The organism is Vibrio sp. OPT18, assembly GCF_015163615.1.
Classification (GTDB): domain Bacteria; phylum Pseudomonadota; class Gammaproteobacteria; order Enterobacterales; family Vibrionaceae; genus Vibrio; species Vibrio coralliirubri.
The window spans coordinates 353,970-368,129 of the sequence record NZ_JADDYK010000060.1 but is presented as its reverse complement, the minus strand read 5'-3'; the positions used below and the strand labels follow the sequence as shown (position 1 = coordinate 368,129).

Here is a 14,160-nt window from a genome sequence, read left to right as displayed (position 1 = left end):
CTGAAGCTCGTCGTTGGGGCCGTGATAACGTTCGTACTCGCAACCAAAATAAGCGCAGCTTGTACCTTTCTGCGGCTCGCTCGTGGATTTACAACCTGATCCTGTCAGACCGTATTGAGCAAGATGCATTTGCATCAGCATTAGTTGGCGATATTGTCATGAAAGACGGCGCTCAACTAACGGTAACTGCGGACAATATCGAAGCAGTAAACCAAGACATCGCGAATGGATCTGCATTGGTTACTGTTGCTTTGGCTGGCGATAATGCTTTGCCAACGACTGATGAGTCTCAAGCGTTAGAGCAAAAACATGTTGATTCTGAACCTGACCTAATGGCGCTGATTCGCGGTAACCGCATGCGCCATGACCGTCGTGAAGCATCGTTAAAACCAACCGATCTAACTTGGGAAGTGAATGAAGATAATGTCACTCTTAAGTTCTCTCTAGACGCAGGTTGTTTCGCAACTGCTATCGTTCGTGAGTTGGTTGAAGAAGTACACGTAGAAAGAACCTACGAGCAATAACGATTCTGCTTGGAGCTGGGTCACTTGATATTGGAATTTAAGTGACTTGGCTTAGCATGGGAACAAAAGAAAGGATACAAGATGAAGATTTTACTCAGCAATGATGATGGTGTGCACGCTCAAGGTATTCATGAGCTGGCAAATGAGCTACGTGATCTTGCTGAAGTTATCATTGTTGCCCCTGACCGTAATCGCTCGGGTGCGTCAAATTCATTAACTTTAGAACAGCCTCTGCGTGTTCAAGAGATTGCTGAAAATACCTATTCGGTACAAGGAACACCGACCGACTGTGTGCATTTTGCGTTAAACGAACTGCTAAAGAATGACATGCCTGATCTGGTATTAACGGGCATTAATCACGGTGCTAACCTTGGTGATGACGTGCTTTATTCCGGCACGGTGGCAGCAGCAATGGAAGGGCATTTTCTAGGTGTTCAATCGGTAGCGTTTTCTCTGGTGGGAAAAAAACATTTTAAGACAGCGGCAGCGATTGCTCGTCGTATTGTCGAACAACATTTAGCAACCCCAATCCCGACCAATCGCTTGTTGAACGTGAACGTTCCTGATTTAGCTTTAGAACAGCTGTCAGGTAGTCAGGTGACACGCCTAGGTGCTCGTCATCACGCTGAAGATATGATCAAGCAAAAAGACCCACGTGGTCACGATATCTATTGGCTCGGTCCTCCGGGCAAAGAGCAAGATGCCGGTGAAGGTACCGATTTTTACGCGATTGAGCATGGCTTTGTGTCGGTAACACCGTTACAAGTTGATCTAACGGCGCATGAGTCGTTGGGCGCGATGGCAACATGGTTAGGGAGAAGTAAGTGAGTAATCCGCAAGCTGAGCGTTTAATTACTTTTCTGATTGATAATGGTATTCAGGATCAAAAGGTTCTTGATGCGATCTACCAACTGCCGAGAGAGAGCTTTTTATCACAGGCGATGTATCACCAAGCCTATGATAATAACGCGCTGCCTATCGGTCAGGGGCAGACAATCTCCCAGCCATACATTGTTGCTAAAATGACAGAGCTACTTGAATTACAACAAGACAGCCGTGTTTTGGAGATCGGAACCGGTTCTGGTTACCAAACTGCGGTATTGGCTCAACTTGTTGATCATGTTTATTCGGTTGAAAGAATAAAGTCGCTACAATGGGATGCCAAGCGTAGGTTGAAGCAACTCGATTTCTACAATATCTCAACTAAGCACGGTGATGGTTGGCAAGGTTGGTCTTCAAAAGCCCCTTTTGATGCGATTATTGTCACCGCCGCTGCAGAGTCGATTCCTCAAGCGCTTCTGCAACAGCTGAAAGATGGCGGTCGTTTACTGATTCCAGTCGGTGATGACGAACAGCAACTATTGAAGATCGTTCGACACGGCGATGAGTTTTTATCGAGTGTTATCGAGATGGTGAGATTTGTACCTCTTGTTCCTGGTGAGCTAGCTTAATAAAAGACTAATGGTGTAGGTGGATAGAGAGTCGATGCGTTCGAAGTTGTTAAAAGGAAGTACTTTACTGCTTAGCTGTGCCCTTGTTGGGTGTGCAGCGAATTCGCCTGCGCCCGTTTCAAGCCTAAACAAGAATTACTCATCGATTGATCGTGGTAGTTACCGTGGCAGTTACTATGAAGTTAAAAAAGGCGACACCCTTTACTTCATCGCCTATGTCACCAATAAAGACGTTAAAGATCTTATCGGTTATAACAAGTTGTCTGCTCCTTACACTATCCACCCGGGGCAGAAGCTTAAGTTATGGCGTCCTAGCTACAACGCGCCAGCGTATGGTAAATCAACGGTAGCGGTAGCAGCAGTTGCTGCGCCTGTCGCTGCATCCACAACGTCATCTGCGGCAAGTAAACCGAAAACCACACCACAAAAGAGCAAAAACTCTAAACCAGCTCCAGCTCAAACTACCACCAAAGTGGTGAAAAAAGATCCACCAAAGAAGGTTGAACAATCCAAATCAAAGGAGTATGTTGGTTCTAAAGGTAAACAGAATGTTACACCGTCCACCAAACCAACAAGTGATAAAATATCCAAATGGTTATGGCCAACTAAAGGGAGAGTAATCAAGAATTTCTCTGTAGGCGAACAAGGAAATAAAGGCATAGACATAGCAGGACAGCGAGGTCAGCCAATAGTATCTACTGCAGGGGGAACGGTTGTTTATTCGGGTAATGCACTACGAGGCTACGGCAATCTAGTGATTGTGAAGCACAATGATAATTACTTAAGTGCATACGCGCACAACGACCGACTATTAGTATCTGAAGGGCAAAGTGTGAAACCAGGGCAGAAGATTGCAACAATGGGAAGCTCTGGAGCCAGCAGTGTTAGGCTGCACTTTGAGATTCGTTACCAAGGTAAATCCGTTAATCCAAAACGATATTTACCTTAAATACAATATGCAAAAATTACGTATTGTATGGAGTGACATAGTCATTTAGCGACATATGAAGTTGTAATGTCATGCTAATTTCGCCAGGGGGAGGCGTTATGAGTATAAGCAATGCAGTAACCAAAGAAGAGTTCGATCTTGACCAAGCAACCACGGAACCGGAAGCTCTTGGAAAAGCAAAACGAACAGTCACTAAGAAAACCGAAGCGAAAGAAGAAGTTGAAGTCACGTCTAAAAGTTTAGATGCCACTCAACTCTACTTAGGCGAAATCGGTTTCTCACCACTACTAACCGCTGAAGAAGAAGTGCTATACGCACGTCGAGCTCTACGCGGTGATGAAGCAGCACGTAAACGCATGATCGAAAGTAACCTGCGTTTGGTGGTAAAAATTTCACGTCGTTATAGCAACCGCGGCCTTGCACTTCTCGATCTAATCGAAGAAGGCAACCTAGGTTTAATTCGCGCCGTAGAGAAGTTTGATCCAGAGCGTGGCTTCCGCTTCTCAACCTACGCGACATGGTGGATTCGTCAAACCATTGAACGTGCGTTAATGAATCAGACTCGCACTATCCGTTTGCCAATCCATGTTGTGAAAGAGCTGAACATCTACCTACGTACTGCAAGAGAGCTATCACAAAAGCTTGACCATGAACCAACGGCAGAAGAAATTGCTTCTAAGCTAGATAAGCCGGTTGGTGATGTGAGCAAGATGCTTCGTCTAAACGAACGAGTGAGCTCTGTTGATACGCCAATTGGTGGTGACGGTGAGAAAGCGCTGTTGGATATCATTCCAGACATCAACAATTCAGATCCTGAGGTTTCAACTCAAGATAGCGATATCAAGAACTCGTTGATTTTCTGGCTTGATGAGCTGAATCCTAAGCAGAAAGAGGTGCTTGCACGTCGATTTGGACTACTGGGTTATGAACCGTCAACATTAGAAGAAGTAGGCCGCGAAATCAGCCTGACTCGTGAACGTGTTCGTCAAATCCAAGTTGAAGGTCTTCGCCGCCTACGTGAGATTCTTATCAAGCAAGGTCTGAATATGGAAAACCTGTTCAACGTAGAAAACGACTAATTGAACGGATGATACTTCTCTAAATAGAAGACAAATAAAAACGCTGACTTTAAGTCAGCGTTTTTTTGTTTGTGGCTTTGGTATTTCATGCCGTCTAATCAAAATCACAAACGGCAATAACAAGCTACTCGGTAAGAAACTAAAGCAGCTTCTTCAAGCGGTAAAGTTCTTCTAATGCTTGGCGAGGAGTTAGATCATCAGGATCAACATTCGCTAGCGCTTGCTCTACTTCACTCGACTCTGGGATAAGGCTCAGCTGGTTTGCGATATCGACACCGCTTGGCTTCGATGTTGGCGACTCCATACTTAACGCTTCTAGTTGAGTCAGCTTCGCACGAGCATTCTTGATCACCGCTTTCGGTACGCCAGCTAAACCTGCAACTGCTAGACCGTAAGATTTACTAGCTGCACCTTCTTGAACTGCGTGCATAAAGGCAATGCTGTCACCATGCTCAACCGCATCTAGGTGTACGTTAGCCAGTGTTGGAAGTTGGTTAGGCAATTCAGTTAGCTCAAAGTAGTGCGTTGCAAACAGTGTCATCGCATTGATTTGATTAGCTAGCCATTCCGCACTTGCCCAAGCCAGAGATAAGCCATCGTAAGTACTGGTACCACGACCGATTTCATCCATTAGCACTAGGCTATTTGGTGTCGCGTTGTGCAGGATATTTGCGGTTTCTGTCATCTCAACCATGAAGGTGGAACGACCTGAAGCCAAATCATCGGATGCGCCAATACGCGTAAAGATACGGTCGATAGAGCCGATGGTTGCGCTTTCTGCAGGTACATAACAACCGATATGAGCCATCAATGCGATGAGTGCCGTTTGGCGCATGTAGGTCGATTTACCACCCATGTTTGGACCTGTGATGATCAGCATCTTACGTTGATCATTCAGGTCGATAGGGTTAGCAATGAAAGGTTCGTCCATCACTTGTTCAACAACAGGGTGACGACCGGCCTGAATTTGTACGCCAGCAGACTCTGTCATGGTTGGACGACAGTAATCAAGGGTATCTGCACGCTCAGCCAAGTTCTGTAGAACATCAAGCTGAGATACTGAAGAGGCGATATTTTGCAGGCGCTCTAGATACGGCAGTAGTAAGTCAAACAACTCTTCCCACAGCTGTTTCTCGATAGCGAGTGCTTTCGACTTAGAGTTAAGCACTTTGTCTTCGTGCTCTTTTAGCTCAGGAATGATGTAACGCTCTGCATTTTTCAACGTTTGACGGCGAACATAGTGTGGCGGCACAAGATGGCTTTGGCCACGGCTTACCTGAATGAAGAAACCATGTACGTTGTTGTAGCCAACTTTAAGCGTGTCGATGCCATGGCGCTCACGCTCTTCTTGCTCAAGCTTATCAAGAAATTCGGTTGCGCCTGCTGCAAGGTCGCGCCATTCGTCTAACTCGGCATTGTAGCCTTCTGCAATCACACCACCGTCACGGATAACCACCGGTGGGTTCTCTTTGATTGCACGCTCAAGCAGTTCAGAAACCTCATTCACAGGAGAAGCATATTGAGCAAGTTGAGTTAGGTACGGGTGCTTCAGCTGCGTCAGTGTTTCAGCAAGCTCTGGCAAATATTCCATTGCTTGGCGAAGACGCGCCATATCGCGAGGGCGAGCAGAGCGAAGTGCTAATCGAGCGAGAATACGTTCGATATCACCAATCTGCTTTAAGGTTGGCTGTAGCTCTGTGAATAGAGCCAAATCTTTCATCTCACCAATCGCATCTAAGCGCTGATCGAGTGCCGAGATATTGCGCATTGGTTGATGTAACCAGCGCTTAAGCATACGGCTGCCCATTGCTGTCGCAGTGTGATCAAGTACTTCGGCAAGGGTGTTATCAGTACCACCACCAAGATTTTGCGTGATCTCTAGGTTGCGTCGAGTCGCAGCATCAAGGATCACCGAGTGATCTTGTTTATCCATCGTCAGTGAACGGATATGTGGAAGCGCAGTACGTTGGGTATCTTTCACGTATTGGATCAAACAACCAGCCGCACATAGACCCAGTTTCGCGCTTTCTACGCCAAAGCCAACCAGATCGCGAGTACCAAACTGCTTATTCAATTGCTGCTTAGCGGTGTCTAATTCAAATTCCCATACAGGGCGGCGGCGGTTGCCATTACGGCTTGCCATTAGATTGACAGGTTCGAAATCTTCAGGGAACAGTAGCTCACGCGGCGAGGTTCTCTGCAGTTCTGCGGCCATTGCTTCTTCGGTTTCTGGCTCGCAGAGTTGGAATCGACCGGAGGTAATATCCAGTGTCGCGTAACCAAACTTACCGTTGTGATGGTAAATGGCCGCAATCAGGTTATCAACGCGCTCAGAAAGCAATGCCTCATCGGTCACGGTACCGGGTGTAACGATACGTACAACAGCACGCTCAACAGGGCCTTTTGAAGTTGCTGGATTACCAATCTGTTCACAAATTGCTACGGATTCACCAAGTTGCACTAACTTTGCAAGGTACCCTTCAACGGCATGGTAAGGAACACCCGCCATAGGAATAGGCTCACCGTTTGATGAACCGCGTTTAGTCAGTGAAATATCGAGGAGTTGAGAAGCTTTTTTAGCATCATCGTAGAAAAGCTCGTAGAAATCGCCCATGCGGTAGAACAGCAGAATTTCTGGGTTTTCTGCTTTCAGTTTTAGGTACTGCTGCATCATGGGAGTATGTTTTTGATCGGCTTTCACAGTTAACTTCTTTCGTTTATTTCTATTGCGGCTTAGGATACGTGAAAGCGTTTCGTGCGAAAAGCGGCTGATGCGAAAAGATGCGAATCCAAATGATATGATAGTAAATAAAGGGAAGCTGATGATGCAGATGACTCAAGACCTTAGTGAACAGCTTGGACATTTACTCGCTAAACACAAACACGTGTTAGTGACGGCTGAATCTTGCACTGGCGGAGGTGTCGCGAGTGCAGTCACCGATATTGCGGGCAGCTCTGGGTGGTTTGATCGCGCTTTTGTTACGTACAGCAATGAAGCCAAACAAGAGATGATCGGTGTACAACTTAAAACCTTAATTGAGTTTGGCGCAGTGAGTGAGCCTGTCGTAATAGAAATGGCGAGCGGGGCATTGCAATATTCAAACGGGACTATCTCTGTATCGATCAGTGGTATTGCTGGCCCAGGTGGCGCGACCGAAGATAAGCCTGTTGGTACGGTGTGCTTCGCGTGGGAAGCGCTAAATGGCTGGGATAAAGTAGAAACGCATGTATTTACAGGCGACAGATCACAAGTACGCCAACAAGCCACGCACCATGCCCTGCAAGTTATTTATGATTACCTATCAATGGAAGGTAAGTAACATTTGTACAAATTATTTTCATACAGGTATAGACACTGTATGAATCAACAGTATAATAAAAGTCAATTAGTCACCCCTATGTGGGTTAGAAATAGATTCTAGATCGCTTGTTGAGACAACCGATTATGTGGAGATAGAAATGGACGAGAATAAACAAAAAGCGTTAGCCGCAGCCCTTGGTCAGATTGAAAAGCAATTTGGTAAAGGTTCTATCATGCGTCTTGGTGATAACCGCACAATGGACGTAGAAACTATTTCTACAGGTTCTCTATCTCTAGATATCGCACTAGGTGCTGGTGGCTTACCGATGGGACGTATCGTAGAAGTTTACGGTCCAGAATCATCAGGTAAAACAACGCTAACGCTTGAGCTTATTGCTGCAGCACAGAAAGTGGGTAAGACGTGTGCATTCGTTGATGCGGAGCACGCACTAGACCCTATCTACGCTCAAAAGTTGGGTGTTGATATCGATGCACTTCTTGTTTCTCAACCAGATACGGGTGAGCAAGCGCTTGAAATCTGTGATGCACTGGCTCGTTCAGGTGCAATCGACGTTCTTGTTATTGACTCAGTAGCAGCACTAACACCAAAAGCAGAAATTGAAGGCGAAATGGGCGACAGCCACATGGGTCTTCAAGCTCGTATGCTTTCTCAAGCTATGCGTAAGCTGACGGGTAACCTTAAGCAGTCTAACTGTATGGCTATCTTCATTAACCAAATTCGTATGAAAATTGGTGTGATGTTCGGTAACCCAGAAACAACAACAGGTGGTAACGCACTTAAGTTCTACGCATCTGTTCGTCTTGATATTCGCCGTACTGGTGCGATTAAAGATGGTGATGAAGTTGTTGGTAACGAAACTCGTATCAAGGTCGTTAAGAACAAGATTGCTGCACCATTCAAACAAGCTGAGACTCAAATCCTTTACGGTAAAGGCTTCAACCGCGAAGGTGAGCTTATCGACTTAGGTGTTAAGAATAAGCTAGTAGAAAAAGCAGGCGCTTGGTACAGCTACAAAGGCGATAAGATCGGCCAAGGTAAAGCTAACGCTGGTAAATACCTACGTGAAAACCCAGAAGTTGCTCTAGAGATCGATACTAAACTTCGTGAGCTACTACTGACTCCTGCTGTTCTTGAAGAGAAAGACGTAGAGAAAGAAGAAGAAAACGAAGAGCTATAAGCTCACGTTTTATAGAGTGGATGTTTGAAAGAAGCATCCGCTTTGAAAGAATTTAAAGCCTTGCATATTTTATGCGGGGCTTTTTTATTGGATCAGCTCCGTCGAGCATGTCTTTGGTCAACTCTCTTTCGTTGACTGAGTTTCTTCGGTACTAGGTCGTCAATTTAGTTCTGCTTTTCCACGGCTAGATATAGTGGAATATTCTTCATTTTATCGAATTCCAACTAAAATCCTGCCCAAGGGTGTCTTTTCTACAAGAAAACTAGTCGAAGCCTTAACCATGATCTACAATACGGCAAAATTCTAACTCGACTATTTTCAGGAAGAGCTGCATGTACATGAGCACTGATGAGGTTCGCAACGCGTTCCTTAAGTTCTTTGAGAGCAAAGAACACCAAATCGTAGACAGTTCATCGTTAGTTCCACATAACGATCCAACCCTGCTATTCACTAACGCAGGTATGAACCAATTCAAAGATTGCTTCTTAGGCGCCGAAAAGCGTGCCTACACTCGAGCAACTACGGCTCAGCGTTGTGTACGTGCGGGTGGTAAACACAATGACCTTGAAAACGTAGGTTTCACGGCTCGTCACCACACGTTCTTCGAAATGCTAGGCAACTTCAGCTTTGGCGACTACTTCAAAGAAGAAGCGATTGGTTTTGCTTGGGAATTCCTGACAGAAACTCTTCAACTGCCAAAAGATCGTCTACTGGTAACGGTATACGAGACAGATGATGAAGCATTCGATATCTGGAACAAAAAAGTAGGTGTTCCTGCTGACCGTATCGTTCGCATTGGCGACAAAGAAGGCGGTAAACAGTTCGAGTCTGATAACTTCTGGACGATGGGTGACACAGGTCCTTGTGGTCCATGTACTGAAATCTTCTACGATCACGGTGAGCACATCTGGGGCGGCCGTCCTGGCACACCTGAAGAAGATGGTGACCGTTTCATCGAGATCTGGAACAACGTATTCATGCAGTTCAACCGTCACGCTGACGGCACAATGGAACCGCTACCTAAGCCTGCTGTAGATACAGGTATGGGTATTGAGCGTATTTCTGCAATTATGCAGGGCGTTCACTCTAACTACGAAATTGATGTATTCCAAAAGCTAATCAAAGCGACAGCAGAAGTGGTTGGTCACGACGACCTATCTAACCAATCGCTGCGCGTTATTGCTGACCACATCCGTTCTTGTTCATTCCTAATCGCTGACGGCGTTATGCCTTCAAACGAAGGTCGTGGCTACGTTCTACGTCGTATTATTCGTCGTGCAGTTCGTCACGGTAACAAGATTGGTGCACAAGGCGTGTTCTTCCACAAACTTGTGGGTGTACTGGCTGAAGTGATGGGTTCTGCAGCTGAAGAGCTTAAGAAACAACAAGAACTTGTTGAAAAAGTACTTCGCATTGAAGAAGAGAACTTTGGTCGTACTCTAGAGCGCGGCATGGTTATTCTTAATGATGCACTAGATGCACTAGATGCACTTGAAGGCAAAGAGCTTGACGGCGAAACAGTTTTCAAACTTTACGATACATACGGCTTCCCAGCTGACCTTACTAACGATGTAGCTCGTGAACGCGACTTTACTATCGATGAAGAAGGCTTTGAGAAGGCGATGGAAGCGCAGCGTAAGCGTGCACGTGAAGCTGGCCAATTCGGCACTGATTACAACGCGACAATCAAAGTAGACACCAACACTGAGTTCTGTGGTTACACAGCAACTGAAGGTGCTGGTGAAATCTCTGCGCTATTCGTTGACGGCGAAGAAGTATCTTCACTATCGGCTGGCGACAAAGCAATCATCATCCTTGAAGAGACACCATTCTACGCTGAGTCAGGCGGTCAATGTGGTGATGCTGGTACACTAAAAACAGCGTCGGGTCTTTTCAAAGTACAAGATACTCAAAAGCTAGGTAACGCATTTGCGCACCACGGTGAGCTAGTAGAAGGTGTATTTGCTCAGGGCGATAAAGTAGAAGCAACCGTTGACGCTGAGCGTCGTGCTGCTATCTCACTAAACCACTCTGCAACTCACTTACTTCACTCTGCACTGCGCGAAGTGCTAGGTGAGCACGTTGCTCAGAAAGGTTCTTTAGTTAAGCCAGACAACCTACGTTTTGACTTCTCTAACCTTGAAGCGGTAACACCGGCACAGATTAAAGAAGTAGAGCGTTTGGTTAACGCACAAGTTCGTAAGAACCACGTGATTGAAACCAACATCATGGACATCGAGTCAGCGAAAGAAAAAGGTGCAATGGCACTGTTTGGCGAGAAGTACGATGATGAAGTTCGCGTTCTATCTATGGGCGACTTCTCTACTGAACTTTGTGGCGGTATCCACGCAAGCAACACGGGTGATATCGGCCTATTCAAGATCACTTCTGAAGGTGGTATTGCCGCGGGTATTCGTCGTATTGAAGCAGTAACGGGTGAAGCTGCTCTAGATGCAGTAGAAGCTCAGGCTAACGCTTACGAAGAGAAACTTGCTGAATCAGCTAAGAAAGCGAAATCGCTAGAGAAAGAAATTCAACTGCTTAAAGAAAAGATGGCTGCTGCAGAAAGCGCAAACATCATGGGCAAAGTAGAAGACATCTCTGGTACTAAAGTTTTGGTTGCTGCAATTGAAGGCGCAGACAACAAGAACCTACGTACTATGGTTGATAACGCTAAAAACCAAGTAGGTAGCGGTATCATCCTGATCGCAAACGTAGCAGACGGTAAAGTTGGCTTGATTGCTGGTGTAACCAAAGACCTAATCGGCAAAGTTAAAGCGGGTGATCTCGTTAAGATGGTTGCTGAGCAAGTTGGCGGTAAAGGCGGCGGTCGTCCAGATATGGCTCAAGCGGGCGGTACAGACGTTGAAGCACTGCCAGAAGCGCTTAAATCGGTGCGTACTTGGCTAGAAGAACGTCTTTAAGCTTAAGTAATTGATACAAAGATGCCCAATCAGTTGATTGGGCATCTTTTATTTTGCTTATTGGAAGTGTGTTTAAACAAGGTTTGATTGAGATTAACCAAGAAGTCTAATGGTGGCGTTAGACTCCTTGGTTAATTTTTTATTGCTTCGCCCTGACGCGGAGTATGTGTTTTTTTGTCATATATAGACATTGGTCTTGGGAAGGTGAGGACGGGTGAAAATGCCTCTTATCGTGCAGAAATTTGGTGGAACGTCGGTGGGTTCAATTGAAAGAATCCATCATGTAGCAGAAAAAATCATTGAAGCGAAAAATGAAGGGAACCAGATTGTGGTTGTCGTTTCTGCTATGTCTGGTGAAACAAATCGGTTAGTTAACTTAGCCACGCAAGTTGATAGCGTACCAAACGCTAGAGAACTGGATGTGTTGTTAACGGCTGGCGAGCAAGTTTCCATGGCCTTGTTAGCAATGACGTTACACAAGTTAGGTTATGAAGCGACATCGATGACTGGCTACCAAGCCAAGATACACACGGATTCTAATCATAATAATGCAGCGATTGAGCGTATTGATACTGCTCCGATTCAAGCTCTACTAGATGACAACCAGATTGTCATTGTTGCAGGCTTTCAAGGATTCAATGCGAAAGGCGATATCACAACATTAGGTCGCGGTGGTTCAGATACTACAGCGGTAGCGCTTGCGGGGGCCTTAAAGGCGAAAGAATGCCAGATCTATACTGATGTAGATGGTGTTTACTCTTGTGACCCTAGAGTCGTAAAGCAATCTCAGAAATTAGATACCTTAGACTTTCCTTCTATGGAAGAGATGGCTCGCCGAGGGGCTAAGGTATTGCACCTTCCTTGTGTTCAGTATGCATGGCAGCACAACGTGCCATTGCGAGTGCTTTCAAGCTTTGAACAAGGCGAGGGCACATTGATCGCGGGTAATCAGTGTTTGAATGACATTGCTGGCATCGCCATCCAAAGAGATATGGTACGTATCGAGTGTTTGAATGAAGATTTACCGTCTTTCATTTCACATTGCCAACTGTTGGGTATCGAAGTCTGTAGTGTGATCGAGGAAACAGAACGGGCAGCACTCATTATTAAACAAGACATAAGTGCCAAATTAAAACTAGTTTTTGCTGAGAAAATCCGTAATAGTGAACAGGTTAGTTTGTTAACTGTGGTAGGAAGCCGAACACAAGAAATTGTGGTCAGTTCACATGGATTGTTGTCTGAAGGCGAAATTGATGTACAGCATCACTTATTGCAGCAGCAGTCTTTAACTTTGGTGATATCACCAACGCAAGTCGATATGGCTGCTAACATATTACACAATGCATACATCGTAGCGCGTGAAACACAGGGTTATCCTAAAAAAGAAGTGCATTTTGGTTAAATAAACTCAATCGATAGTTTACGAAAATATAACTTTTGTTGGATAATGCTCTCGTAGCTAGATAAATTTAGAGATTACTCAAGGAGCAAAGAATGCTAATTTTGACTCGCCGCGTTGGCGAAACACTGATGATTGGTGATGAAGTAACAGTTACTGTACTAGGCGTTAAAGGTAACCAAGTACGTATCGGTGTTAACGCACCTAAAGAAGTATCTGTTCACCGTGAAGAGATCTACATGCGCATTCAAGCTGAAAAAGGTAATGGTAACGTTGCATCTGGCAACTACTAATACTTTTGCGTAGAGAAGAGGCTAGCATTGTTGCTAGCCTTTTTTGATCTTGGGGAATCGAAACACTCATTGGGACATAGATGAGTTGGATAACGGTTCAGTCTCAAAGTGGTGAAGTGAATGCTTTGTGATGTTGTGAGATACAGACAAGGTTGAACAGAATGGTTGCTCTGTATTTTGTTTGGCAAAACTCAAGATTTATTCGCTTCCCCTATGGCGCAAATACGCATCCCGTAGTATTGTGCCATCATCGGTAGCACTTGCTGCTGGAGAAATTAGATAATTGTTTTCGGCTGTTTATTATTGCCAATCTTTCACCTTAATTTTTAAGGGAAAAAGCGCGATTTGAATCTTATAAGTTCAATTTGCAAGCGCTTTGATTAAATAGCAAACGGTTGAGTGTTTTTGTCCAATTTTTTTCAATAAAGTGTTTGACATATTTTCGGTAAAACGTAATATGTGCCTCCGCAAGACGGTGAGGTGGCCGAGAGGCCGAAGGCGCTCCCCTGCTAAGGGAGTATGTGGTTTGTAGCTGCATCGAGGGTTCGAATCCCTCCCTCACCGCCATTTCTTGCGAGTCTAAAGTTAGCAATTTAGACAATGTAAATGTGCGTCCTTAGCTCAGCTGGATAGAGTACCTGGCTACGAACCAGGCGGTCGGAGGTTCGAATCCTCCAGGACGCGCCATTCTCTCTTCTCTTACTTGTAAGTGATTTGAGAATAATGAATTAGGTGAGGTGGCCGAGTGGCCGAAGGCGCTCCCCTGCTAAGGGAGTATGTGGTTTGTAGCTGCATCGAGGGTTCGAATCCCTCCCTCACCGCCATTCATTACAGGCCGATGGCCTTTTTTTTTCTTCGTAGCAAGAAGAATGTGATATATTTCACAACTTCATTCTTAATGAATGAACACCGTGCGTCCTTAGCTCAGCTGGATAGAGTACCTGGCTACGAACCAGGCGGTCGGAGGTTCGAATCCTCCAGGACGCGCCACTATTTAAGGGTTTATTTCTTTTAAGAATGAAAGTCCTTGTATTGACTAAG

General features: G+C 45.3%; 11 protein-coding genes and 4 tRNA genes. 14 read left to right on the top strand and 1 reads right to left on the bottom strand.

Translation table 11 applies throughout. From position 1 onward, the window contains the following. The 5 genes from truD to rpoS all read left to right on the top strand — a co-directional run. Positions 1 to 524, top strand: a 524-nt coding sequence (gene truD / locus IQQ51_RS27250; RefSeq protein WP_228012928.1) for a tRNA pseudouridine(13) synthase TruD, incomplete at its 5' end; no start/stop codon positions are given. A gap of 81 nt (positions 525 to 605) precedes the next feature. Next, positions 606 to 1,352, top strand: a complete 747-nt coding sequence (surE, locus tag IQQ51_RS16640) for a 5'/3'-nucleotidase SurE (RefSeq protein ID WP_193841614.1) — start codon at positions 606 to 608, stop codon at positions 1,350 to 1,352. Further along, positions 1,349 to 1,975 (top strand): protein-L-isoaspartate(D-aspartate) O-methyltransferase, encoded by a 627-nt coding sequence (locus IQQ51_RS16635; RefSeq protein WP_059022030.1) that lies wholly within the window; start codon positions 1,349 to 1,351, stop codon positions 1,973 to 1,975. The genes surE and IQQ51_RS16635 overlap by 4 nt, the downstream gene beginning before the upstream one ends. A 34-nt stretch (positions 1,976 to 2,009) precedes the next feature. After that, positions 2,010 to 2,924: a murein hydrolase activator NlpD gene (gene nlpD, locus IQQ51_RS16630; RefSeq protein ID WP_193841613.1), complete on the top strand. Its 915-nt coding sequence runs from the start codon at positions 2,010 to 2,012 to the stop codon at positions 2,922 to 2,924. A 98-nt stretch (positions 2,925 to 3,022) separates the two neighbouring features. Next, positions 3,023 to 4,003, top strand: coding sequence for an RNA polymerase sigma factor RpoS (gene rpoS / locus IQQ51_RS16625; RefSeq protein ID WP_017059027.1), 981 nt, complete (start codon positions 3,023 to 3,025; stop codon positions 4,001 to 4,003). A 139-nt stretch (positions 4,004 to 4,142) separates the two neighbouring features. Here rpoS and mutS read toward each other — a convergent pair whose 3' ends face one another. Beyond that, positions 4,143 to 6,704 carry a DNA mismatch repair protein MutS gene (mutS, locus tag IQQ51_RS16620; RefSeq protein WP_193841612.1) on the bottom strand — a complete coding sequence of 854 codons (2,562 nt, stop codon included), beginning with the start codon at positions 6,702 to 6,704 and terminating at the stop codon, positions 4,143 to 4,145. Between the two features lie 124 nt (positions 6,705 to 6,828). Between mutS and pncC the strand changes: the two genes are divergently transcribed. The 9 genes from pncC (at position 6,829) to IQQ51_RS16575 (ending at position 14,109) form a co-directional block, all read left to right on the top strand. Next, positions 6,829 to 7,323 (top strand): nicotinamide-nucleotide amidase, encoded by a 495-nt coding sequence (gene pncC, locus IQQ51_RS16615; RefSeq protein ID WP_193841634.1) that lies wholly within the window; start codon positions 6,829 to 6,831, stop codon positions 7,321 to 7,323. 139 nt (positions 7,324 to 7,462) lie between these two features. Next, entirely contained in the window at positions 7,463 to 8,503 is a 1,041-nt protein-coding gene (gene recA, locus IQQ51_RS16610; RefSeq protein ID WP_017056586.1) for a recombinase RecA, read from the top strand. A 332-nt stretch (positions 8,504 to 8,835) separates the two neighbouring features. Further along, positions 8,836 to 11,427: an alanine--tRNA ligase gene (gene alaS / locus IQQ51_RS16605; protein WP_193841611.1), complete on the top strand. Its 2,592-nt coding sequence runs from the start codon at positions 8,836 to 8,838 to the stop codon at positions 11,425 to 11,427. Between the two features lie 220 nt (positions 11,428 to 11,647). Beyond that, positions 11,648 to 12,829: an aspartate kinase gene (locus IQQ51_RS16600; RefSeq protein WP_193841633.1), complete on the top strand. Its 1,182-nt coding sequence runs from the start codon at positions 11,648 to 11,650 to the stop codon at positions 12,827 to 12,829. A gap of 92 nt (positions 12,830 to 12,921) precedes the next feature. Then, on the top strand, positions 12,922 to 13,119 hold the full coding sequence (csrA, locus tag IQQ51_RS16595) for a carbon storage regulator CsrA (RefSeq protein ID WP_004415691.1): 198 nt from the start codon (positions 12,922 to 12,924) through the stop codon (positions 13,117 to 13,119). 474 nt (positions 13,120 to 13,593) lie between these two features. Beyond that, a tRNA-Ser gene (locus IQQ51_RS16590) sits at positions 13,594 to 13,686 on the top strand. Positions 13,687 to 13,729: 43 nt separating this feature from the next. Then, positions 13,730 to 13,806 (top strand) — tRNA-Arg (locus tag IQQ51_RS16585). 44 nt (positions 13,807 to 13,850) lie between these two features. Continuing rightward, a tRNA-Ser gene (locus IQQ51_RS16580) sits at positions 13,851 to 13,943 on the top strand. A gap of 89 nt (positions 13,944 to 14,032) precedes the next feature. Next, positions 14,033 to 14,109, top strand: a tRNA-Arg gene (locus tag IQQ51_RS16575). The last annotated feature ends 51 nt before the right edge of the window (positions 14,110 to 14,160 follow it).

Coding starts and splice junctions, on each gene's coding strand:
- nlpD (WP_193841613.1), top strand. CDS start 2,010: ATGCGTTCGAAGTTGTTAAAAGGAAGTACTTTACTGCTTAGCTGTGCC.
- alaS (WP_193841611.1), top strand. CDS start 8,836: ATGTACATGAGCACTGATGAGGTTCGCAACGCGTTCCTTAAGTTCTTT.
- pncC (WP_193841634.1), top strand. CDS start 6,829: ATGCAGATGACTCAAGACCTTAGTGAACAGCTTGGACATTTACTCGCT.
- surE (WP_193841614.1), top strand. CDS start 606: ATGAAGATTTTACTCAGCAATGATGATGGTGTGCACGCTCAAGGTATT.
- rpoS (WP_017059027.1), top strand. CDS start 3,023: ATGAGTATAAGCAATGCAGTAACCAAAGAAGAGTTCGATCTTGACCAA.
- csrA (WP_004415691.1), top strand. CDS start 12,922: ATGCTAATTTTGACTCGCCGCGTTGGCGAAACACTGATGATTGGTGAT.
- recA (WP_017056586.1), top strand. CDS start 7,463: ATGGACGAGAATAAACAAAAAGCGTTAGCCGCAGCCCTTGGTCAGATT.
- IQQ51_RS16600 (WP_193841633.1), top strand. CDS start 11,648: ATGCCTCTTATCGTGCAGAAATTTGGTGGAACGTCGGTGGGTTCAATT.